20 protein-coding genes are annotated in these 23842 nt (G+C 42.3%); 4 read left to right on the plus strand and 16 right to left on the minus strand.

The features are described 5' to 3' along the window. Nucleotides 1-36: 36 nt before the first annotated feature. Genes ACI2IW_RS03750 through ACI2IW_RS03760 form a run of 3 tightly spaced genes read right to left on the minus strand, consistent with a single transcriptional unit; the run spans nt 37 to nt 3498 of the window. Nucleotides 37-867: an HAD hydrolase family protein gene (locus tag ACI2IW_RS03750; RefSeq protein ID WP_404692693.1), complete on the minus strand. Its 831-nt coding sequence runs from the start codon at nt 865-867 to the stop codon at nt 37-39. Between the two features lie 42 nt (nt 868-909). Beyond that, nucleotides 910-2226 (minus strand): phosphoribosyltransferase domain-containing protein, encoded by a 1317-nt coding sequence (locus ACI2IW_RS03755; RefSeq protein ID WP_296211575.1) that lies wholly within the window; start codon nt 2224-2226, stop codon nt 910-912. Between the two features lie 42 nt (nt 2227-2268). Next, nucleotides 2269-3498 (minus strand): serine protease, encoded by a 1230-nt coding sequence (locus tag ACI2IW_RS03760; RefSeq protein ID WP_404692694.1) that lies wholly within the window; start codon nt 3496-3498, stop codon nt 2269-2271. 722 nt (nt 3499-4220) lie between these two features. Between ACI2IW_RS03760 and ACI2IW_RS03765 the strand changes: the two genes are divergently transcribed. Together ACI2IW_RS03765 and ACI2IW_RS03770 are read left to right on the plus strand one after the other, a co-directional pair. Next, nucleotides 4221-4928 (plus strand): hypothetical protein, encoded by a 708-nt coding sequence (locus ACI2IW_RS03765; RefSeq protein WP_102092344.1) that lies wholly within the window; start codon nt 4221-4223, stop codon nt 4926-4928. 122 nt (nt 4929-5050) lie between these two features. Beyond that, nucleotides 5051-5791: an MHYT domain-containing protein gene (locus ACI2IW_RS03770; RefSeq protein WP_404692695.1), complete on the plus strand. Its 741-nt coding sequence runs from the start codon at nt 5051-5053 to the stop codon at nt 5789-5791. Between the two features lie 129 nt (nt 5792-5920). On the opposite strand, the gene ACI2IW_RS03775 is transcribed toward ACI2IW_RS03770, so the two are convergent. Further along, the gene (locus tag ACI2IW_RS03775; RefSeq protein ID WP_404692696.1) at nt 5921-7072 is read right to left on the minus strand and encodes an ATP-grasp domain-containing protein; all 1152 of its coding nucleotides are present in this window, start codon (nt 7070-7072) and stop codon (nt 5921-5923) included. A gap of 288 nt (nt 7073-7360) precedes the next feature. Here ACI2IW_RS03775 and ACI2IW_RS03780 point away from each other — a divergent pair, with 288 nt between their 5' ends. Further along, the gene (locus ACI2IW_RS03780) at nt 7361-8635 is read left to right on the plus strand and encodes a TerD family protein (RefSeq protein ID WP_404692983.1); all 1275 of its coding nucleotides are present in this window, start codon (nt 7361-7363) and stop codon (nt 8633-8635) included. A gap of 122 nt (nt 8636-8757) precedes the next feature. Here ACI2IW_RS03780 and ACI2IW_RS03785 read toward each other — a convergent pair whose 3' ends face one another. The 12 genes from ACI2IW_RS03785 to queC all read right to left on the minus strand — a co-directional run bounded on the left by ACI2IW_RS03785 (nt 8758) and on the right by queC (nt 22357). After that, nucleotides 8758-9366, minus strand: coding sequence for a TerD family protein (locus ACI2IW_RS03785; RefSeq protein WP_404692697.1), 609 nt, complete (start codon nt 9364-9366; stop codon nt 8758-8760). Nucleotides 9367-9442: 76 nt separating this feature from the next. Next, on the minus strand, nt 9443-10198 hold the full coding sequence (locus tag ACI2IW_RS03790) for a TIGR00266 family protein (protein ID WP_404692698.1): 756 nt from the start codon (nt 10196-10198) through the stop codon (nt 9443-9445). 206 nt (nt 10199-10404) lie between these two features. Continuing rightward, a complete protein-coding gene (locus tag ACI2IW_RS03795; protein WP_057760832.1) occupies nt 10405-10980 on the minus strand; it encodes a TerD family protein in 576 nt (191 codons plus the stop codon). Nucleotides 10981-11434: 454 nt separating this feature from the next. After that, nucleotides 11435-12355, minus strand: a complete 921-nt coding sequence (locus ACI2IW_RS03800; protein WP_404692699.1) for a glutaminase — start codon at nt 12353-12355, stop codon at nt 11435-11437. Nucleotides 12356-12650: 295 nt separating this feature from the next. Continuing rightward, a complete protein-coding gene (locus tag ACI2IW_RS03805) occupies nt 12651-13718 on the minus strand; it encodes a DUF475 domain-containing protein (RefSeq protein WP_057760827.1) in 1068 nt (355 codons plus the stop codon). Nucleotides 13719-13945: 227 nt separating this feature from the next. Then, nucleotides 13946-14521 carry a TerD family protein gene (locus tag ACI2IW_RS03810; protein WP_057760825.1) on the minus strand — a complete coding sequence of 192 codons (576 nt, stop codon included), beginning with the start codon at nt 14519-14521 and terminating at the stop codon, nt 13946-13948. Nucleotides 14522-14800: 279 nt separating this feature from the next. Continuing rightward, on the minus strand, nt 14801-17107 hold the full coding sequence (gene rlmKL / locus ACI2IW_RS03815; RefSeq protein WP_404692700.1) for a bifunctional 23S rRNA (guanine(2069)-N(7))-methyltransferase RlmK/23S rRNA (guanine(2445)-N(2))-methyltransferase RlmL: 2307 nt from the start codon (nt 17105-17107) through the stop codon (nt 14801-14803). A 150-nt stretch (nt 17108-17257) separates the two neighbouring features. Further along, nucleotides 17258-18442: a mechanosensitive ion channel family protein gene (locus ACI2IW_RS03820; protein ID WP_228153189.1), complete on the minus strand. Its 1185-nt coding sequence runs from the start codon at nt 18440-18442 to the stop codon at nt 17258-17260. A 160-nt stretch (nt 18443-18602) separates the two neighbouring features. Beyond that, a complete protein-coding gene (locus ACI2IW_RS03825; protein WP_404692701.1) occupies nt 18603-20093 on the minus strand; it encodes a dihydrolipoyl dehydrogenase in 1491 nt (496 codons plus the stop codon). A gap of 159 nt (nt 20094-20252) precedes the next feature. Continuing rightward, a complete protein-coding gene (locus ACI2IW_RS03830) occupies nt 20253-20750 on the minus strand; it encodes a peroxiredoxin (RefSeq protein ID WP_160020998.1) in 498 nt (165 codons plus the stop codon). A 175-nt stretch (nt 20751-20925) separates the two neighbouring features. Continuing rightward, complete coding sequence (locus tag ACI2IW_RS03835; protein ID WP_057760815.1) at nt 20926-21255, minus strand: hypothetical protein; 330 nt, start codon at nt 21253-21255, stop codon at nt 20926-20928. Between the two features lie 325 nt (nt 21256-21580). Continuing rightward, nucleotides 21581-22357, minus strand: coding sequence for a 7-cyano-7-deazaguanine synthase QueC (gene queC / locus ACI2IW_RS03840; RefSeq protein WP_191113890.1), 777 nt, complete (start codon nt 22355-22357; stop codon nt 21581-21583). Nucleotides 22358-22644: 287 nt separating this feature from the next. Between queC and ttcA the strand changes: the two genes are divergently transcribed. Beyond that, nucleotides 22645-23814, plus strand: coding sequence for a tRNA 2-thiocytidine(32) synthetase TtcA (ttcA, locus tag ACI2IW_RS03845; protein WP_404692702.1), 1170 nt, complete (start codon nt 22645-22647; stop codon nt 23812-23814). Nucleotides 23815-23842 lie beyond the last annotated feature (28 nt).

Here is a 23842-nt window from a genome sequence, read left to right on the forward strand (position 1 = left end):
CAGTGGATTGGTATGGCTGCTGTTTAAACTAATGGTTTAGCCTGACAATTTAGACTGGTATTGCTCATGCAATTGGCCGTGGTTGGGCATACCGTACCAGTCCAATAACTGTAAGAAAGGCAGATCAGCTAAGCTATCACCAAAGCCAAAACTGGGACGCTGATGGTCTAAATGATGCTCTAATAAAAACTGTACCGCATGACGCTTGTGAACCGCATGGGGCAATATCGCTAGGTTATTAGCATTCACATGTACATAGAAATCTTGATCAAAATCACGTATCAGAGTGGGTAGTTTCTCAGCTAAATCTACGAGCGCTTGATGATCTTTCTGCGCATGTTTGATAGCCAGATAAATGGTTAGATTTTCATCAACAGAACCATTGTTAAAGTTATCGATATGCGGTGTAAATACTAAATGACTTTGCTCGCTTTGACTATGACTGGCAAACAATTCGCTTAATTTATTAAGCTTATCTTGCAATGGCGCGAGTTTGCCATACATATGCTGCTGCCAACTGCTCAGCAGCGCTCCGTCAGACGTTAAAATAATCGCTCCATGGGTCAATACTTGCCAGCTATCAAATGGCAGTTTAACGCGTTTTATTTCACTACGATCCCGTGCCGTCACTACGATTAATTCAGTGCTGGCAAGTAGCCAATTAAAAAAGATTGCTTGGCGCTGGCTCATAAAACTCAGTGGTTGGTCTTGCTTATTGACCGTTGCACATACCAAAGATTCAGGTTCAGTAGTGGGTAAATCCCAAGCGTCGATTTTACGCTGAGTTTGGAATAACGTATCATCCAAATCCATCAAGGCATAAGGCTTAATAATGTCTGGGTTGGCTTTAAAAAATGAGGTAGTCATGGTGTAGTCCGTAAATAATAGGTTTGAAAGTTAGAGAGCAATTTAAAGACTAGGGCTCACCACCAGCACGTTATCCAAACCTCGCCACATAGCATCCACACTATCAGCTGATGTTTCTATACACAACACAATCAAATCCCAATCACTAGGCTCAACGTTATAAGCAAAATTGGTCATACCAAGCCCATAATTGTCGCTAAAGCTCAGCATCGTGGTAATCGCTCCACCAAGCGCAATCGGTGAACGTGTTAATGCGCTAAAATTAACCATGGTAGCTGTATCTCCGCTCAGTCTTTTAGACTCTATTTCAAGCCATTCAGCCAATAGAAATGGCAACCAAACAAACTCATTGCTACCCAATACTAGGATTCTTTTTGGCAACTGAATGAGATCAAAGCTTTCTTGATCATTGAAGCGGGTAAAGGCCGCCTGAAAACTCGAAAGATAGTCATCAAAACCATCAGTACTGTCTAGTGTTGGAAAACGCCCCCAATTACCAGTATCACCGAGCACCTGACTACCAGCGGCAGTAGTATCAACCGATGGCATCGTAATAGGTTCAGGATGGGGTGCATCTGTCCATTGCCATGCACCAGACAGTAAATGATGGCGATGAAACTCAATACCAGCGAGACGATCCGCCATACGTGCAGGTTTAGCATCTGACTGTGGGTGAGGTTTTTCTTGATCTAATGACCAGTCCACCAATGTTGTTAGATGCACTTGCTCTAACTGGCTCAGTCCTGCTTCACGCAGCGCAGTGACGACATTAACGCAGGTATTGCCCGTTGAGGCTTCATCATCGACCATAATCAGTGTTTTACTAGCCAGTAGCTGCGCTTGAGTGATGTTCTCTTTGCTCTGATAAATCAAATGCTGGCTAGCATGACTGTGGTCTTCACAAAATGTCGTCAGCAAGGAGTCAGTACCATTTGCATCACTACTGTCATCGTGCTGTGCATGACGCGTAGAGTTTAATAGCAGAGCTTGAGGATAGCGCGTTTGCAATGCTTGATGGACGCCAGCAGATAGACCAACAGCGGTCTCTGCCATACCAATGACTAGTACTGGCTCGGCCAAGTCACTAGGCACTAAATCAGCCAAATCAGTAAATGCGTTTCGCATAGTGCTCGGCGCAACGGGAATATGACGACCTAGCACTTTTGAGACAAACAAAAACGCACGCTTTGGATTAATACGCTGGGCAAATCCTAGCAAATCTTCTAATTGATAATGCTCGTGTTGTTCTGCGCCATTTTTATTGGTGGCTGATTTATTAATGGCTGAGTTGGTTTGATAAGTCAGATCTAGCGTACCACGGGGTAGGGTAATGGTCGTACTGTGTTGCTCATTTAACATTCATATTCCTTGGTGCTTTTAATTATATGTTGTCGTAGATTTTTAACCCTGACAGCCAACCAGCCATAAGGCACTGCGACTTTGCTTGCTTAACTGAGGTGTTGTAAGAGGCGTAGCACTGATCAAATCAGTCGTGTGCTCCAAACTGATGCCAGCGCTCGCTAGTAGGGCAGATAATAACTGAAATTTCACTGCATAGTTCATATTTTGTGCATGTTCATGAACCAGACTGGATGTGACCATACCGACCACCTCTCCAGTCGGCAATAATAAAGGACTACCACTAGATCCAGGCTGAATGGGTGCGGTGAATTGCATATGACGGATATCGTTATTTAAACCTGTCAATCCTGATATACAGCCTTGAGTGACTTGCAGTTGGCTACTCAGTCCTGACAACGGAAACCCCAGTGTGGTGATGGTCTCACCCAATATATCAACACACTGCTGCGCTAATGAAAGGTAGCTAGGCAAAGGATCACTAACTCTAATAATAGCTGAGTCGCTTCCGATATCGCTGAGTACGACTTGTGCCTCGCGATCAGGCTGACCTTGCTGACGTACGCCAACCATCGCTGCTGACTCAATCACATGATAGCAGGTGAGCAAATGATAGGGATCAATAGCAAACGCTGTTCCTGTCCAAGTCTCGCCTGCTTGTACATGACGGGGAGGGCGAGCTTCGTTGTTTGGTTGAGTACGTTGCTGCTGCTGTTGAGCTTCTTGAATAAGTATATGTGTGCTAGGTGGACGAACATCCAGACTAACCTGTACATGATGCTCAAGACTTGCTAAGCCATGCGTTGATGCCTCGCCAAGCGCCCGACACTTGAACTGTCCATTACGCTGATATATTTCTAATATAATCGCCGCTTTGACATGCCGCTCGTTTGTTGTGAAGTTATATTGAATATCCCCGTTGTTGAGCGTGAGACTTACGTCGTTTAACTCTACCGCTGGCAAGTTCATGCTTGGATCATGATAAACATAAGCAATCAGTTGTAAGAAACTAACGCCAAGTGTATCAAATAACTGGGGTAAATCTAACTGCCATGTGCTTGGATTATCCTTGTTATCGAGCTGAGCCCAGTCTTTAGGCTCATGTAAATAAGCGGGACTACTAACGGCTTTACGATGGACATCTAATGGTAACCACAATAGCCCAAGCTGCTGTCCAAACTCTAATGGTTTAGTAGTAGAAAATGCGATCGAACATTTGTTATTTTCGATAACTGTATTGGCTCCTAGCATTAACTCAACTTGCTTCGACATCACATTTCCTTAGTTTATTTGCGCGATTATAGTTATTTTTATTGTTGAATGATTTTATCCTTGAGACTAAAGTCTGACCACATAAAGGGTTTTGATTTTATTTTGAAACTATAATTCTACAAAGAGAAAACAGTAATAGGTGTTTTAATATACAGTTAAGATTAATTGCATAATAGATATATCAAGATATATAGGTTTTAATAGTTTCGGAATTCCTTTTAATAATTAATTACTTTTAGAAAATAATAATGAGGTTTTATAGTCTAGCCATTTGTCGGTTAATGTAGCCACTTATCGGACAAAGCCATATAGTGTATTGCTACAAAACAAGATTCCGGTGATAATACAATCAAAATCTATTGCTATTTAGTAACTCTACTGTGACCAAGTGTTATCTGTAAAGTTTGAAGATAGTATTTGATTCAAACCTATTAATTCTAATCTTATTTTCAAGCTTATTGCTGTTTCTCGATTAATGAATTTCTAGTAGTTATAGCACTTGTATGCTTAATAACTATAAAAATCGAAATTTCGTCTACTGAAGATATTTCATTTCTTATAATATAAAAGATATATAAAAACTGTCACATGGTTGATGTCTGCATATCTTTTATATTGTGAGAAAGTCAGTTGGTCGAACCTTTGAAACGTTATTCACATTAGTTTATCTAGATAGCTTGATATAAGAAAGCGTAGCAGTATTTTAAGAAAAGGAGTGCTCTGTGAAATTCTCTTGTGCATTAGAAACGTCTTCTGAACGTATTCGTCTGGTCAATGTTATTTCGCCGCTTATCAAAGCAGGTTATCAGCTGGTCTCCCAAAAGCAAGAACCTTCAGAGAATGGTGGTAACATCATTCATGTGATCGCAAGAAGTCTAGGCTCTAAAACGCAAGCAGATCTAATCGATGACTTATCTTCAATTGAAGGTTGTACGCTTTTTAATCTAGAAATAGATGAAGAGGGCGGCTCGTCAGCTGCCCCTGCAAAAAAGACATTAGATGAAAAAAGCGTCTTATCAGCCATTGGTGCTTATTACCCTAAAATAGCAGATATTGTCAGCCAGTATGAAGATAGTTTACCTATTGAGCGACGTGTGACTGCATTGCAGGAATTGGGTCGTAAGGTTGGTGGCGGTATTTATCAACGTGATTATTCACTTGGTAGTCCACTGAAGATGCCTACTACGATCACTCGTGAGCTTGTGCCAGCACTAAAAGGTCTATCTAAAGTTAAAGCAAAAAACAATGTGATCTATTTAATTAAATGTCCGTTCTGTAAGTCGTCAGATCATACTCACTCAGGATGCCATTTTATTGTAGGTTATATAGAAGGCTTTTTGGCAAGCAACCCTGCTATAGATGTGGTTCAAGTTGAAGAGACTAACTGCGGCGCAGGTAGTACCAATATTTGTGAATTTACCATTGGGTAAGCAAAACTGTGTGTAGATAATTTCATGTCTATGCAAAAAAATCAACGAGCGAATGACGCACCGTGTTGCAATAAAAGTAACGTTATTTGACTCAATTCTTATGATAGATAAAAGGCAAAAAAATGATGGAAGTTGAATATAACTTACTTTTGGTGTTGGTCTCATACGCCATTGCAGTATTTGGTTCTTATGTTGGCTTAAACCTTGCCATTCGAGTACCTTCTGCTAAGCCAGGAACGGATTTGTATTTTTGGGTAGCGCTATCATCGATTGCTATCGGTGGTGCAATTTGGTCTATGCACTATATCGGTATGATGGCAGTAGATATGAAGATGCCTGTGACTTATGACTTAGGGCTAACAATTGTCTCAATGCTACTCGCGATTTGTTTCGTTGCAGTCGGTATTGTCATCGTAGGTCGCGGTGAATCAAGCGTTGCTAAGTTAATCGGTGGCGGCGTACTTACTGGACTGGGTGTTGCAGCCATGCATTATACCGGTATGGCCTCTATGCAGATGGACGCTACCATGTCATACAATATACCGCTGCTTATCCTATCAATTGTGATTGCTATTGCAGCCGCTATCGCTGCGCTATGGTTGGCATTCAATCTACGTGGTACATTACAGCGTTTTGGTAGTGCCTTCATCATGGGTCTGGCAGTTTGTGGTATGCATTACACTGGTATAGCCGCGATGGAAATGACGATGACTGATCACTCAATGTCTATGGATTATACGCATGCAGGTGCCATATCTTCATCAATTATGATATTCATCGGTTCAGCAATCGTATTGAGCTTACTATGGGTCATTGCTTCTAAAAATACACCTAAGCAAGCGACACTAGCATTTGGCGAGTAATTTTAAACGTTCATTCTTAATACCAATTAAAAATGAAAATAAAAAAGGGTTTTTAGATATTAATCTAAAAACCCTTTTTTTGTGTCCGTTCAAATCCTTCGCTAACCACGTGCATGCCTAGAGGGCTATTTATTCATCATCCTTTTCAATTTTGACACTCATCATAATAGAGCGTACTTGGCATGGTTCAATATGCTGAATATTGGTCTCTAAGTTAGGTCTCTCTGATAATCCCAGCCAATAAGAAAATCCAACTTGCGTCAAATCAATCCCACTATGAGAGGTATACCCAATACCACCTGATGGGCGGCTATTAATCTCAAGAACTCGGTGCTGACCGCTATCGTCTGCTTTGGTTTGTACACTGACGATGCCATCACAGCCAAAAGCCCTAATCAGTGGGATTACGACATCCATGACAGACTGCTCATAACCAACATGTTGTATTTTCCCTGTTTTATGACGAGTAACAGCAGCTAGGACTTCACCATATTCACAGACTACATCGATAGAGTACTCTTGCCCTGATAGATAAGGCATAAGCAGCATTGGAATAGGGCGCTCGTGTACCATTTGGCTGTTGGTATAGGCGTTCACAAATTGGGCTGTATTGATTTTTTTCTCTTCAGTGAAGTATAAGTGCTCAAAGCTATCGTACGTAGTACTATCTGCTTTACCCGTGTCTAGTCGCCAAAACCCTTGGGCAAAAATACCGACGACAGGTTTGACACATAGAGGCTGGTCACCATATTTGGATAATAGATCCTCAAGCTCCGCCGTATTGTCAAAACGCCATGCGTCTGCCACTGGAATATTATGAGTGTGACAGTGCTGCATAAAAGCAAATTTATCATCGATTGATTCTAGTGCCGCCACGCTGGTTGCGCCTGTTAATAAGCGAATACCCGCAGCGTCAAATTTCTCACGATGCGCTTCATAATCGATACCATTGCGCCCAGTCAGTAGTACTTTTACGTTATGCTTTTGAGCTTGTTCCAATACGAACTGCCAGCGTGAGATAGCAGGTTCAGTAGTCGTCTGGATATCAGTATCTACGATCGAGTCAGATGGCTCGCGATAAATCATATCGGCGAATTCAAAAATTTCAGGTCTATCATGACGGTGTGAGGCAATAACTTGAAAAGGGTTGTTTGAAGGACTGCTTGATTTGTTCTTTAGACTTTGTAAGCTCTCCAACATATCACGCTGGCTAGATTGTCCTTCAGCTAACCACGCCGCTACTGGTATTGAAGGGTTACTATTGTCAGCAAGATTATTCATAATTCTCTCAGCGTTATCATTAGGTGTAGGGGAGTGAGCAAGTCAATACTGCTACTGCAAATCTAGTAGTAATATTAGCAAAGGTATACGGTTCAATAGGACGTATTATATACAAATGATATGCGTTATAAACGCCTCTGATAAAATAGTCATAGGGATTTGTAAGGATGACTTTATCGCTTATATCGCGATTGTCTGGTTCAAAATTTTCATAATATCCATGCTACTATATGATGATAGTCAGCATGACAATGACAACAGCATAATAAATAATCTAAAGGACATATGATGAGTCAAAACCAATCTCAAAAACTAATTGCAGGTGCCAATGCGCCACTACCAACTGAAAATATTAGCATTCGTATGTTAAGCCAAAATGCTATTGATTGTGCTGCTTACCGTCTGACTACTGACGGCAAAGTACGCGGTGATGGAGACATGATATTTTATGGTCAGACACGTAGCGATGATGGTAGTGTTAGCTTTCGCGGTCATGACAGTGATGGGTTTTTTGATATCAATTTGTCCGCACAGCCTGCAAGTATTGAGAAAATTGCCCTAGCGTTCTCTAGTGCGCAAACACTGTCGCAAGTTGGCGATGTGGATATTCAAGTATTACAGGGCAGTCAAGTGCTGATGACCTGTCAGCTGAGTAGCGCAGGCCGTAATGAAAAAGCCATTATATTAGCTGAATGCTATCGCAGACAAGGAAGCTGGAAGTTCCGTTTTATCGCACAAGGATTTGAGGGAGGGTTAAAACCTTTGTCTGAGCATTTCGGTGTGGAAATCGCTGATGACGTACCTGCCCAAAATAATAGTCCTGTACAAAGCCAACCTCAACCTATCAACACGCAGCGACCAATCAATACGCAAAAAGCAGGCAACACGTCTCAAGCTAACAACCCGCCACCGATTCCTGCTAACCCTTCAATTAACTTAAGTAAAATAACCTTAACCAAAAACCAATCTAGCATTAATCTTAAAAAACGTGATGACTTTGGTAAAATTTCAGTCAATTTAGATTGGAACCAACGCCCCCAAAGTGATAAATCAGCGCCTAAAAAAGGCATACTGGGAGATCTGTTTAAGCAGCATCAATCAAGCGGTATCGATTTAGATGTCGGCGCTATGATTCATCTAAAAAGTGGTGAAAAAACCCTTATTCAAGCGTTGGGAAATCGCTTTGGTAGCTTGCAATCAGCGCCTTACGTCTGCCTACGTGCGGATGATAGAACGGGGCAGGTAAGTGGCGGTGAATGGCTGGATATTAATGGTCAGCAATGGTCGCAGATTGAAGAGGTATTTATCTTTGCGTTTATTTACGAAGGCGCACCCAACTGGGAGAAAACCGATGGGGTTGTAACTATCCATGTGCCAGAACAGTCACCAATTGAGACACGTTTGACCGAAGGTGCAGGTAATCTACCAATGTGTGCCATTGCCCGTTTGGTCAATCAGCAAGGTAGTATCAATGTTGAGCGTATCAACCAATATTTCAAAGGTCATCAAGAAATGGACAAAGCGTTTAATTGGGGCTTTAGCTGGAAACGTGGACGTAAATAGTGTTTTTTAAGATCTAAATAATAAACATAAAAGAGCGGCCCATCTATTGATAGATGGGCCGCTCTTTTTAAAATAAACTATTTAACTAGATTGGTAATAATCCAGTTAAAGCCTAAAGTCAATTATGCATGCGGTGTGATAGCAGGCATTAAGTCGTGGAAAGTGCGGCCAGAAGCTGTCTCGCCAATCGCATGCATTTTCCATTCATTGTTATGACGATAAACTTTTGCCATTACCATCGCTGTATGTCCACCTTGGGCAGACAAGTTATAGCGTGCTACTTCGCTATTGTTATTGGCATTAACGATACGGCAAAACGCATTTTCTACTGTTTCAAACGTTTGACCAGTAAAGCTATTGACCGTAAATACTAATGAAACTACATTGGCAGGTACTTTTGAGAGATCAACATTGATAACTTCATCATCGCCATCACCGTCGCCAGTACGGTTGTCACCAGTATGCACGATACTGCCGTCTTTCGATTTTAGCTGACTGAACCAAATGGCATCGACCGCTTGCTTGTTAGCATCGAACATGATGCATGAAGCATCTAAATCGATAGAGTCGCCGCCAGAACCGCCGCCGAATAATTTTCCTAAGAAGCCACCTTTTTTATCCTGTGGCCCTTGCGCAACATCCCAGCCTAGACCTAGTTTAACTTGAGTCAGCTCACCACCAGCTTCTTTGCTTAGGGAGATTTTTTGACCTTTTTGAAGACTAACTGCCATGTGAGTATCCTTATAATAATTGTGAGTAAAACCGTTTAAAAATAATGATAAAGAGAGTTATAAATTGCGAAAGATACTATAAGATATTGTCTAAAAAGCCACCACCACCGCCGCCACGTCCGCCTGAGCTACTACCTAGGACGCTTTGTATCCAACCTTGATAACTGTCGCGATTGCGCGAGCAAATAATGACTTTGCCACTTCCTGAGAAGTTCAGAACCATACCTTCGCCACTAGTAACAGAGTTGATAATATTGCTCATGATGCCTTTTTTCTTACTGGTCGAAACTGACAGTTTGTATTCAAGATTCGAATCCCAGCAGACTACATGACCGTTATCAATGATGACGTCTTTGTCTGGTGTGACATCAATTTCAAACAACGAGCCAAAACCAGATACCACGACTTGACCTTGGCCTTGGGTCTGCATCACCATGAAACCGCCCGTATCACCAAACACTGCACCGCCTAAATTGCGCTGAATATTGGCTCTGATATCGACGCCAGTTTGGGCCGCGACAAACGCACCATCGCTGAGTGTATACTGCTGCTTGCCAACTTCTATGATTTGCATATCACCATCGAGCGTGGGCGCAAGCAGACAGTCGCCCTCACCATTAACCGCTTCAATCTGCTGTTGAAACAACGATTCATCGTTTGCAAAGCGGCGCATTAGTGACTGCATCAGGCCACCTTGTAGCTTACCTTTCAGCTCAAGATTGGACTCCATCATCACCATTGCATTGGCTTCACAATAAATTGAATCGCCTTTTTTAAGATTACAATGCAAAAAAGGTTCAATAGTACCGATTAAACTGAATGTTGCGGCCATGGCGTGCAAATCCTTATTCTAATATCTTTGTTAAATGCTCTTAATGTGTGCGTGTGCTTTTATGTGCCATATAGACTTTAATGATAAGCCAATTAAATTTAAAGCCATCAAATGCGTTAAAAAGGCACACTTGATGGCTTAATAGATCATAACCAGGCTTCTGACTATGATAATTGGCTTGCTAAACGTTTACGTTAGTTTTAACGTTAAACATTTACGCCATAAGAGGCTGCTAATGGTCCAAGACCACCGCTGAAACCTTGACCAACCGCACGGAATTTCCAATCACCGCTGTGACGATACAATTCACCGAAAATCATCGCTGTTTCAGTGCTGCCATCTTCTGATAGGTCGTAACGAGCGATTTCAGATTCGCCATTGTCGTTTACAACGCGGATGTAAGCATCACCAACTTGACCGAAGTTTTGGTTACGTGCTTGGCCTTCATAGATGATGGCACAGATAGCTACTTTGTTGACGTCAGCTGGGATGCTCGCAAGATTGATTTTGATTTTCTCATCATCGCCATCGCCTTCGCCAGTACGGTTATCACCAGTATGCTCAACAGCACCGTTGTCTGATTTTAGGTTATTGAAAAAGATAAAATCTTGGTCGTTACGGACTTTGCCTGCTTCATTAATTAAGAAACCGATTGCATCTAAATCGAACTCCTGGCCATCAGTGGCACGTGGATCCCAGCCTAGACCGACTGTAATGTTCGTTAAACCTGGTGCTTCTTTTGATAAGTTTACGTTGCCGCCTTTTGTTAAGCTAATAGCCATACAAATATCCTTTGGATTAATAGTTAAGTGGATTGATTGATAAAAAATAAACTAAAAGTTGTGCAGTGACTGATATCTCAGAGCAAATAATAAAAACTTACCTGTACGCTATGCCCTGCATATCATTAGGTTTTACTATACTAAGCGTTTGCTCACTAAGCAAGGCGTATTTTGTGCGCTTACTATATGCTTACTAAGGGACATAATACTTCTGTATCTTTGATAATTTCTAATCAACTTAGCAATAGTCGTTAAGATATTGTTATGAAAAGTAATGTTTCATATAAAAGGGATTTAGCACAAAGGTAGCTTAGATAAAACAATCGCTTTAAAAAGCACGGACTGACTATATGGGCTTAGAATAAACCAACTCATGGCTTAGGTATGCTTCGCAGCTAGTATGAAAGCTTGGCATTATATAAAAAACCTATTTAGACAAATATACATGTATATCTTATTCTGCAAAAACCGACCAGCCAGTTTTTTGTACGAAGCGCTCTAGTGCTTTTAGTCCAAGCTTAGAGTTACCTACATGATCAAGCCCTGGTGACCAGACAGCGATAGAACCTTTACCAGGTGCTATCGTCAAAATACCGCCCCCAACACCGCTTTTGCCTGGCAAACCCACACGGTAAGCAAATTCGCCAGAACCATCATAATGACCACACATCATCATCAATGAGTTAATACGGCGTGCTCGTTTTTCATTGATTACACGTACTCCTGAGTGCTTATCAACTCCGTTAGACACTAAATAAAGACCGGCACTAGCCAACTGTTGGCAGTTCATTGCAATTGAGCACTGATGAAAATACGTACCTAATACATTATCCACATCGTGTCTTAAACGACCAAAGGATTTCATAAAGTGCGCTAGAGAGGCATTCCGGTCCTTGTGCGCCATCTCAGAAGCCGCTACTTTATGATCAAAGCGAATGGACTCATCATCTGCAATGAGGTGAACAAACTGCAGGATTTCACCCAATGTTTCTTTAGGTTTATGCCCCATCATAATAGCATCCACCACGGCAATGGCACCAGCATTGATAAAAGGATTGCGCGGTCGGCCAGACTCATGCTCGAGCATCACAATTGAATTAAAAGGGTCGCCAGATGGTTCGCGTCCGACGTGTGTCCAAAGTGTATCGCCTAGCTTGCCAAGACCAATGGTTAAGGTAAATACCTTAGAGATACTTTGGATGGAAAACAGAGTGCTTGCATCACCTGCTGCATACATATGCCCATCAGGAGTCGCTACGGCTATACCGAACTGATTAGAATCAATATGAGCCAATTGAGGGATATAATCTGCGACTTTGCCGCGGTCAGTTTCTCTTGTCATCTCTGCGGCAATATCATCAAGAATTTTTTGCATATCGTTTATAGGGTCTTATTTCGACAAGTTATTTAAGGACGAGGATTTTAACTGAAGATAGGGTAATAGTAACAGGGCAAACGTAATTTTAACCATTGATTGTCTTAATTATTGGTTATTTCGATATTTTGGGGCTTCGATATGACCTGATAGGGTGGCAAAAACAGTATGACAAAAACAGTATGACAAAAACAGTATGACAAAAACAGTATGACAAAAAAACAGGCCATACCTGATGATATGACCTGTTTAGATGTATAACTAGATACAGACGATATTACACTTAGAACATGCCTTAGTTCAGGCTTGCTTTCTCAGCTTTACGATGCTGAAGTGACGCTAGCAGCGCCCAACCAATAAAGGCAATACCAATCAGACCAGTGATAATCTCTGGTACATGGAACTTCACTGACAATAGCATAATCAGTGCCAATGCGCCGATGGCATAATGTGCGCCATGCTCAAGATAGATGAACTCGTCAAGCGTGCCTTTGTCTACTAAGAAGATAGTCATAGAACGTACGAACATCGCACCAATTGCAAGACCTAACATGATAACAATTACGTCATTGGTAATTGCAAATGCGCCAATCACACCATCGAAACTGAATGAAGCATCTAGGACTTCTAAGTATAAGAAACCAATGATACCGCCTTTCATAATGGCACTGGTCGCCGCAGCGCCCGAACCATTCTCTTCGTTTTCTAGGTCTTCCTCAAGGTCACCCTCAAGCATACCCGATACAACCTGTACGCCCAGATAAACCAAGATACCCCAAACACCTGCGATTAGAACAGCACTTGACTGCTCTGCATTAGCCCACGATACCGCAATCATCAAGACGATAAGCGCTACAAATACGCTCATGGCATCGACTTTGCCTAGCTTGGCTAAACGGCTCTCAAGCCAGTCAAACCAATGTACTTCTTTGTCATCAAAAATAAAGTTCAAGAATACCAATAGCAAGAAGATACCACCAAATGCTGAGATTTCCGCATGGTGTGCCATCAGTCTTGCTGAGTATTCTTCAGGGCTATATAAAGCCAAGTTGATGACTTCCATCATACCAAGGTCAGCAGTAACCGCGACGATGACAATAGGGAAGACCAATCGCATACCGAATACGGCGATTAGGATACCAACGGTTAAAAATATCTTTTTCCAAAATTCGTCCCAGCCCTTAAGGACTGAAGCATTGACCACCGCATTATCAAAAGATAATGAAATCTCCATGACGGCCAAAATAGCGGTAATAGAAAGAGTGGCTATCATGCCACCCATACCGCCATGTGAATATCCCCACCATGCTGCTATTGCCAAAGCAATTGCGGTGAAGATAAAGTCTAAATAAAAATGTCTCATGACACATCCTGTATGGTTGCGTAAAGCTAAGGTCTACCTAGTATAGGCATGAACCGCAAAAAAGCGGTTATTACTAACCACTTTTTATGCATAATTTTAAACGAAACGTAAAGCATTACTAGTCATTTGGCCATTAAAAATTGTGACTATTTGCAACGATGGCGGTTTGCTATTTTGGACGTGATGACGGTGACTAATAACTGACTAAATACCAATAAATAATGGTTTTAGATATCAACACCGTATTGCTGACACATCGCTTGCAAGCCGCCCGAATAGCCTTGACCAACAGCACGGAATTTCCATTCGCCGTTGTGACGATATACTTCGCCAAACACCATCGCTGTCTCAACAGAGTAGTCTTCTGCTAGATCAAAACGTACGACTTCAGTGCCAGTCTCTTCATTAACGACACGGATAAAGGCGTTGGCGACCTGACCAAAGTTCTGGCTACGCGCTGCAGCGTCATGAATAGTCACTGTCACGACTACTTTATCTACGTCTGCAGGTACTTGAGTGAGGTTGACTTTGATAACTTCGTCATCACCGTCGCCTTCGCCAGTACGGTTGTCACCAGTATGCTCGACAGCGCCATTGTCAGACTTCAGCTGATTATAAAAGATAAAGTCATGATCGCCGCGCACTTTACCTGCGCCATTTAGCAAAAACACGCTAGCATCAAGGTCGAACTCAGCACCAGAAGTGGCACGCTCATCCCAACCAAGACCGATAAGTAACTTGGTTAAGTTTGGGTCAGTTTTCGTTAGCGATAAATTACCGCCTTTATTAAGTGATAAAGCCATGGTGTTATCCTTTTTATTAGACGTTAGTGGTTTTATAAGGTTATCGAAAAAAGGCGATGCTTACGCAATAACTGCGCAAATCCATCGCCTAGTAACGCTCTATCATAGCAACAAAAAATGGCCCAATCAAAGCTGATTGGGCCATTGTTATATTTCATATACATTCGGCAAAAAACAGAAGTTTCAGGTACTTATATTGCCCTTATAAATCTTCAACTTTATTTATCAAAATCTTGTTTACGGACTTTAGATTCTAAACTATAAATCTAAAACTTCGAGTTACAGACTTTGACGATGACGAATCTCAAAGCTTTGATGAATCGGTTTTTTGATATTGAAATCAAAGCCAATGGTTTTTTGCGTGATATCAATGATGTCATAACGCTGAGTCAACTGCTCATCTAACTCAAAACGCGTAAAGTTGTTAGAAAAGTACAAGACGCCATCAGAGGTGAGGCGGTTCATGGCACGATTAATCAATGCAGCATGGTCACGTTGCACATCAAAAGTACCTTGGAATTTCTTAGAGTTTGAGAAGGTCGGTGGATCAATAAAGATAACATCGAACTGTTCGGTATTGTCTTTAATCCACTCAAAGATATCGGCAGCAACGAACTGGTACTTATTGCGGCTGACGTCCAAACCGTTCAAGACAAAGTTTTGTTTGCCCCAATCGAGATAGTTCTGTGATAAATCAACGCTAGTGACTTTTTTCGCACCAGCAAGCGCTGCATGAACACTTGCGGTACAAGTATAAGCGAACAGGTTAAGTACGGCTTTACCGCGGCTGTTATCTTTGATACGAGCACGCATATTGCGGTGATCGATAAACAGACCAGTATCTAAGTAATCTGTAAAGTTGACATACAGATAGGCACCATCTTCACGCGCAACATGAAACTTGCCACGTTTTTCTGTGGTGTTCTGCTTGCTGTACTGATCGTTGCCAGACTGACGGGCACGCGTTTTGATAAAGATCTGTTCACGGTTAATATCAAAGACTTCACGGATACCCATCAATGCCAAGTTAAAGCGTTTTTTTGCAGTTTCAGGTGGGATGGTCTTTGGCGGTGCATATTCTTGCACATGCGCATAATCACCGTATAAGTCGATCGCGACTTTGAAATCAGGTAAATCAGCATCGTATACACGAATATTGCTTACATTGTCTTTTTTGGCCAGTTTCTTGAGCTTAGCAAGGTTTTTTTGTAGACGGTTAATGAAGTCTTGACCCTCTTCTACTTCAATCTCGCGTTTCTCAAAACGACTAACAAGATTGCCCGTTTGCCCAGCGATAAGCGTTCCGTAGCGGAAATAGACGGTGATAGCACCATTATGACAGCGTAAAGTTTTTGGTTCTTTAATCGGTAGAATATCTACTTGTTCGACATGAGAGGCCAATATGCCAAGCATCGGGTCAATGCCACTACCGGCAAAGCTGTCTTGCAATATCAGCCCAATTGCTTGATACAACGGCTTAATCATTTCTTCATCACCCAAACGCTCACCATACGGTGGGTTGGTAATGACCAAAGGATTGCTCAATCGACCATCATTGACTAATGGCTTGAGCACGTTACTAAGTTGGTCAAGCGCACGATGCTCGATATCGAGTAACGGTAAAAGGTCTTGTAGACCTGCGGCAATTAAGTTTTTTTCTGTGGCAAGAATCGCACCACTATCAGCATCAAAGCCTAGCATAAGTGGCAACGTATCAGGCTGCTCGTTGGCAATCTCTAATGCTTCGCGGAAACGCGTTTGAGCATCATCAATCATCTCTTGCCATAGCGTCTCATCATGATGCTGCCACTGGTAAAAACCAAATTGATTGGCAGCTTTGTCGATACCCACAGCATAGTCGCAATGCATCAATAGCGCTTCAATAAGGAACGTTCCAGAGCCACACATTGGATCGATTAACGCATTATAGAAAGGTGCGTCGCCAGCTTCGTTTTTCTTGTGCCAACCAGCGCTATAGAGCAGGGCGGCTGCCAAGTTTTCTTTTAGTGGTGCTTCTGTCATGGCCACACGGTAACCGCGGCGATGCAAACTGGTACCAGATAAATCTAGATATAGCTCGGCTTGCTTATCATTGATAGTGGCAAAAACCGAGAAGTCTGGATTTTTGCTATCGACGTTAGGACGGCTGTCGTAAACTTCGTTAAAGGTATCGGCAATAGCATCTTTGATACGTAGCATGGCAAACTGCTGACTGACAGCGACACGCTTATCGACAGACAGACGGATAGCAAAGGTTTGCTCTAGGCTAAACTGCTCAGTCCAATTGACCGATTTTGCCAAGCCGTATAGCTGCTCCGCAACGTCGTATTCTGCATTGATGTTTTTACGTTTAATCAGCATCAATACCCGCGAGGCTACGCGTGACCATAGGCAGATGGTATATAGCTCACGTAAGCCACCAGTTACGGCTAGACGGCCGGTACTTTTGATTTCGCTGTCAATGCCAAAACTGGTTAGCTCAGTCTGCAGTGGTGCCTCAAGCCCATCGGCACAGGTAATAATAAGATCAAGCGACAACTCTGGTGAAGCTGCTGTTAGAGATGCGGGCGCGGTTTGTTCGGTCATACGGGTACCTGTGGGCTAAATTGACAAAAAAGCAAATAATAAGATAATCGGTGTAACCGGCAATTTTACCATAATTCACAGTAGGATGGTTCAAAGTAGCCGTGTTTAAGATTTTAAGATGCGATACTCAAATACTTGAAAGTAAATTCTCTACTCACCCTTCGTCAGTGGTAATTCCTCTGGGACAATTTGAGTGGTGGTCGCAAAGGGCTTGGTCGCAATAGGGTAGTCAACATCCTTTGGCATCAGCAATCGCATATGCGGATAGGGCGTAGAGATATTAGCCGCATCAAACGCAATTTTAATTTCTTCTTGCAGCACTTCTTTAATTTTGGGGATACGGGCAACGGCTGCTGGTTTGACCCAAAAACGTACGATAAAGAACACCCCATACTCACCAATTTCTGCCACAGTCGCTGAGGTTTCAGGACGATTAAGCACCGCATCGGTATCGCTAAGTACTTGCAAAATTTCCTTGCGAGCCGTTTCTATATCATCTTCGAACGCGATACGTACGCGAATATCAAAACGGATAAAGTTTTTGGAAGTCAGGTTGATGACTTCTGATGAGGCAACGTTAGAGTTTGGGATAATGACAGTAATATTGTCTCGGGTAAGGATATGAGTGGTGCGTAACGCGATAAGTACCACGCGTCCTTCATTATCATTGATATGAATCCAGTCACCGACTTGAAAAGACTGCTCAAGCAAAATCGTGATACCAGCGATAAAATTGGCAAGGGTAGACTGAGCGGCGAAACCAACCGCCAAACCAACAATACCTAAACCCGCCACTAACGATACAATGTCGAAGCCAAATTGCGCCATGACGCTGGCAAGCCCGAGTACCAATAGTAGTACAGATAAAATATTTTTGAGGAGCTGCTCTATGGAAGCATTGAGACCATAATGCTGTAGGACTCTGTGAATGATTTGTCCTGATGATGCCCAAAGTACGTAATAGATACCTGCCCAAGTGCTTGCCTTCGCGGTGGCTTTGATGGTCTCTGGTTCAAAGTTTATCTGACTCATAATCGCTATCAGACTGGCGACAATCCAGACATAGCGCAAAACTGAACGGACAATCTTGGTGCGGCGCTCATTTAATCGAATTTTGGCACGGCTTTGTCTAAGGATATAATTGGCCAACCAATAAAAAAATCCCAATACCGCAAGCAGTATTAGGATTTTGATGCCAGTGCTCGCCAATTCTACTGCTTGAGAGGACCAATTAAGTGACTCTTCATCTATAGAGCCGCCTAGAGCAAGATATAGGCTAGTATGTAAGTCGCGAATGATCTCTTTAAAAAAGTCGGTAACACTAGCGATTGGCATTTTTTCGTCCATGCAGGATGTGTTTGTACAAAAAGTTGTAAACGAATATCTATTTATAAATTACCTCAAGTCGTCGAAGCAATCAAATAAAGCAACAGTTAAGACTAGTTACTATTAATTTAAAGGCATTGCTGAATTGAGGACTTAGCTAAAGGGTCGATTAAGAATTATCCTTTTGGGTATCTAGAGATTGGAAAGGTATCTCCATTTTATACTGCACATCACGTAACGCCGTACGTAGTCCCTCTAGTATCGTCGGATGATAAAAAGGGGTGTCGAGCATATCTTTAATACTCAAATCATTGGTAATCGCGGTGGCAAGTATATGACCGATATATTCAGCATCAGGACCGACCATACTGGCGCCTAAAATTCTGTCTGTCTTTTTGCAGCCGTAGATATGTAGCAGCCCGCAATTGACACCCATTACACGGCTACGTCCTTGATTATCAAAGCTTACGCTACCGATAACAAATTCGAGTTCTGAATCTTTTTGAATCTCTGGTAGCGACAGACCAACATTGACAATTTGCGGTGAGCAAAATACGATAGAGAAAGGAGTCGCAGGTGGGCGAATATAGGCCGCTTCTGTGTTTTCGCAGACCATACTGCCCGCACTATAGCCCTCATCGCTAGCCACATGCAGTAACGGAATATTAGCATTGGCATCACCAACGATATAAACGTTTAAGTCACCAATTTGACCTGTTTTTTTACTCAAGTTTTTTGGGCGGTTCTTATCGTCTAGCTCGACACCTAAGTTTTCGACACCCAGCTGCTTAATATTGTTGCGACGACCAGTAGCAACTAAGACATACTCACCTTGCCATTGCTGAGACTCACCAGCACTATCTTCATACTCGATAAATGCACTTGTATTACCTCCATCTGCTGTTGTACCTACATTAGTAATTTCGCTACCTAGATGCATGGTTAATTCATGACTTAAACAATCCATGGCTTTATTATTAATATCATCATCTTTTAGACCAGCCACTTGTTTGGCGCGGTTTAGCAGCGTGACTTCTACACCTAAGCGTGTAAATGCTTGTGCAAGTTCTAGACCAATAGCACCAGCACCGACGACAGCCATAGTCTTTGGTAAGTCTTTAAGCTCAAAGACACTATCAGAAGTGAGCATGGTATCACCAAGCTTGTCCGCCCACCCATCAGGTATAAACGGCGAGCTACCTGTGGCGACAATGATTTGCTCAGAAGCAATCAACTCATCATTGACCTCGATTAGCCCTTGCTCATTAATACGAGCACGACCGTCGATTTTTTTATGGTCAGGCCAGCTGTCCACTTGCTTTTTAATATAGCTGGCAAAATGACTGCGTTCGTCACGCACACGCTCCATGACTCGTTTGCCATCGATTTGTGCGGTTGCATGAATACCAAACTCAGCAGAATGGTTGGCATCATGTGCGCGATCAGCAGCTGCAATTAGCAGCTTACTGGGCATACAGCCGACCGCTATACAGGTTGTGGTCCAAAACCCTTCATTGATAATGACTACGTCATCTTTGATTTTACTCGCTTGGCGAAAAGCGTTTTGACCTGCGGTACCCGCGCCAATAATAGCGACAGATACTTTGCGCGTGACTTCTTTCGGCGTATCGTCGGTGGTCGTGCCAGATTGTTTATTCATATTATTCTCTAATAGGGGCAAGGTTGTATTCAGTAATAGACTGAATGCTTGGCTTATATTTTTTATTCGGTTTTTGTCGTTCTTATGATCAATACTGATTTAACTATAACGTCAATAATACTGACTTAATTACAGAACCAATAATTATGACACCAATAATTAAGGCGCCAATATAGTCAGTAAGCGACTGGTATAGTCTTTAGCACGTAGGTTACGCTGTGCATGAGTCAACTCACTATTTTTATTGAATACAAATGCCGAACGTACAAGGCCTAGCGTAACTTTGCCGTACATATTTTTTTCTTTGATAACGTCAAAATACTGGCATAGCTTTTCATCAGCGTCACTGATGAGTGGAATCTGTAAGTCATATTTGTCGATAAACTTTTCATGAGATTCAACGCTGTCACGAGAGACGCCGATGATGTCGTAGCCCAATTCATCGAAGTCATGGAGGTGCGAGGTAAACTCTGTTGCCTGTGTGGTGCAGCCTGGCGTATTGTCTTTGGGATAAAAATAGAGAATAAGGCCTTTATCGGTATTGGCGACCATTTCTTTTAAATTGATTTCATCATGAATAAAGTTGCCAGCAAGCTTGCGTACTATGGTTACTGGAAAATCAGGTAGGTGAATGGTTTCTGTTGTTGGCTTGGCCATTATAAAATCCTTATTAGTTTTAGTTATGTGTATCGGCTTATTGATGGTTCTATTTATAGTGTTCTTATTATAGGCAGATTAGTAGAAATAAATAATCAGTTTTACACTTTGCCCATTCATTGGCAACAAAAAAGACTGGCAATGGCCAGTCTTTTGTATATCAAACGATTAGAGGTTACGCAGGTTTTTGCGGCTTCTTTAAATCTAAACCAACAGTGCACTGCTGCAAATCTTTTTGCATTGCCTTCACATATGGCAGATTAGAAGGGTCTTTCTTATCTTGTGCGTAGCTTTCGATTTCCCACATTTGACCGATAGTCATGTTGCTGCGCACACCAATAGTACAGTTACATAGTTTGGTTGCGTTGCTTTTGTCAGCGACTTTGTATTTGACTGCACCATTGACACATGAATTGATATTGTCTTGCTTAATGTCAGCAGCGTTGGCTTGTGGCATGGCAAACAGGGCCGCTAAGGCTAGGGGTAGTACTGGCAACAACTTCATAAATTTCCTCTTACGGGTAGCGTCAATTTTTATCTTTTGCTCAATGCAAAGTCAACTCATCAATATATGAGTGACCGATATCGTCAGTTACATCTTTCGATAAATATAATCGTTCATACGATAGCAAGTATGTCGATTAGAATACAAGAACGACGTGCTGTGTTAATGCAAGCGAATGTTGCGCGAATGTTGATGGGTATCACCATTTCACGCAATATTTAGCATTAATGCATAGTCAGTTCGATATGATTTGAGCATAAGGAAGGATAGTGGAATAAGCGCGCCTGATACCGTACCCAACTTATATAGGACTGACTAAAATTAATTAAGACTGATAATGAGTAGGGTCGGTTACGCCAGCTTGGGCAAAGCCTTGACGACGCAATGCGCAACTATCACAAACACCGCAAGCAAGACCATTGGCATCTGCGCGATAACAAGAAATCGTCTGTCCGTAATCGACACCTAATGACAGACCAAGCTCAATAGTTTGGGCTTTTGACAATTGCTGCAATGGCGTTTGGATCGATAAGCGATGTCCAGTAACGCCTGCTTTTGTCGCAAGGTTGGCCATATGTTCAAAGGCAGCTATATACTCTGGGCGACAGTCAGGATAGCCAGAATAGTCAACTGAGCTGACACCGATGACGATATGATTGGCATCAGCGACTTCGGCGACTGCTAGCGCGTATGATAAGAAGATAGTGTTACGCGCAGGCACATAGGTATTTGGGATAGCGTCGTTATCGATTTCATCGCGCTTTTTGCTAGGGAATTTGTCCGAATCACCGTCTGGCACGATCATACTGTGGTCTGTCAATGAAGAGCCACCCAGTTGTGCGATATCAATATCAATGATTCTATGATTGACACCTGCTGTCTCAGCGATGGTCTTCGCGGCCACAAGTTCACTATTATGACGCTGACCATAGTTAAAGCTGACTGCTGTCACTGATGCATAGCGCGCTTTTGCCCAATATAAGCAAGTCACCGAATCGAGACCGCCTGATAAAAGGACAACCGCATTTTGGCTTTTGGTAAGAGCAGCTAAATCAGCATCTGATACTTGATTAGAAGTGTTTTGCAAAGTAACGTTAGTCATAGTGATATCTATTATTGGTTTACGAAAACGGCTATTTTAGCAAAAATACGTCTACTACAGAACCACGAAGCGACCAATCACCCGTCACTAAGCTACCAAAGCAAATTTAAACAGCATCGTAATAAAATAAAGTCGGTATTACTGTCATCTTTTCAATCTGTTAGCAATATTTGTTATAATCGCAGCTTTTAAAGTATCAGTCACCTGACATCGGTGATAATGCTTTAAAAGCCTTATCGCAAATCGCTTTATAGTAAAATCACCCTTATAAAGATATTGAGTAACTTATGACCGCAGCAACCTTATTTACGCCAAATATTCCTTCTCAAGCTGATGACGTATCTGATGCAACGAGCTTTGATATTCAGGCTTTGGGCACCGATACTGATAGTAGAGAGTACGATGACGTCTCTGAAGATGGCAGTGATGAGGACATGATTGACGAGCAGTTTGCCGATGCGCAAGCACCTACCGAGTCAGCATACTTTCGCAAACTACAAAAGAAGCTGCGTCGCCAAGTTTCTTGGGCAATCCGCGATTTTAATATGATCGAAGATGGCGATGTGGTGATGGTCTGTGTTTCGGGTGGTAAAGACAGCTATACCTTACTCGATATTTTATTGCTGCTAAAACGCATTGCACCGATTCATTTTGATATCGTCGCGGTCAATCTCGACCAAAAGCAGCCAGGCTATCCAGAAGATATTTTACCTGCGTATCTAAACGAGCAGGGCATCGCTCACTATATTTTAGAAAAAGATACTTATAGTATTGTCAAAAGCGTAGTGCCAGAAGGCAAGACTTATTGCTCAGCGTGCTCACGTCTGCGCCGCGGTTCACTATATGGCTTTGCTAAACAAATTGGCGCGACTAAGATTGCCCTTGGCCATCATCGTGACGATATGCTGGCGACCTTCTTTTTGAACTTATTTCATGGTGGTGCGCTCAAATCCATGCCGCCCAAGCTACTGAGCGATGACAAGCAAAATATGCTGATTCGTCCATTGGCCTATGTCGAAGAAAAAGACATCATCGAATATGCCAAATTAAAGGGATTTCCAATCATTCCTTGTAATCTATGTGGCAGCCAGACCAATCTACAACGCGCCATCATCAACGATATGCTGCGTGAATGGGATGACGCTCACCCGCAGCGTTTGGCTTCTATCTTTAAGGCAATGCAAAACGTTGCACCATCACAGTTAGCTGATCGTGAGCTTTTTGACTTTGAAACACTTAGTCTTGATCGCGATAATGATGAGCGTTTATTTGAAGGTGACAATATTCAAGCCGGTCAGACAGATAGTTTGGCTGAGATTGGTTTGCCTGTATCACCAAGGACGCAAACGTTCAATCCTAAGTTCGCTAGTGACAAGCCTTATTCGACAGAGACGGACAAGGCCGCGCAAAACGAGCGTAAAGCACAGAAAATTCCAACGATTAACCCTGTGATTTAGTAGTTGATAAATTAGTACGAGATTAAAC

The sequence above is a fragment of the Psychrobacter sp. NPDC078501 genome, from assembly GCF_044900935.1.
Lineage (GTDB): Bacteria > Pseudomonadota > Gammaproteobacteria > Pseudomonadales > Moraxellaceae > Psychrobacter.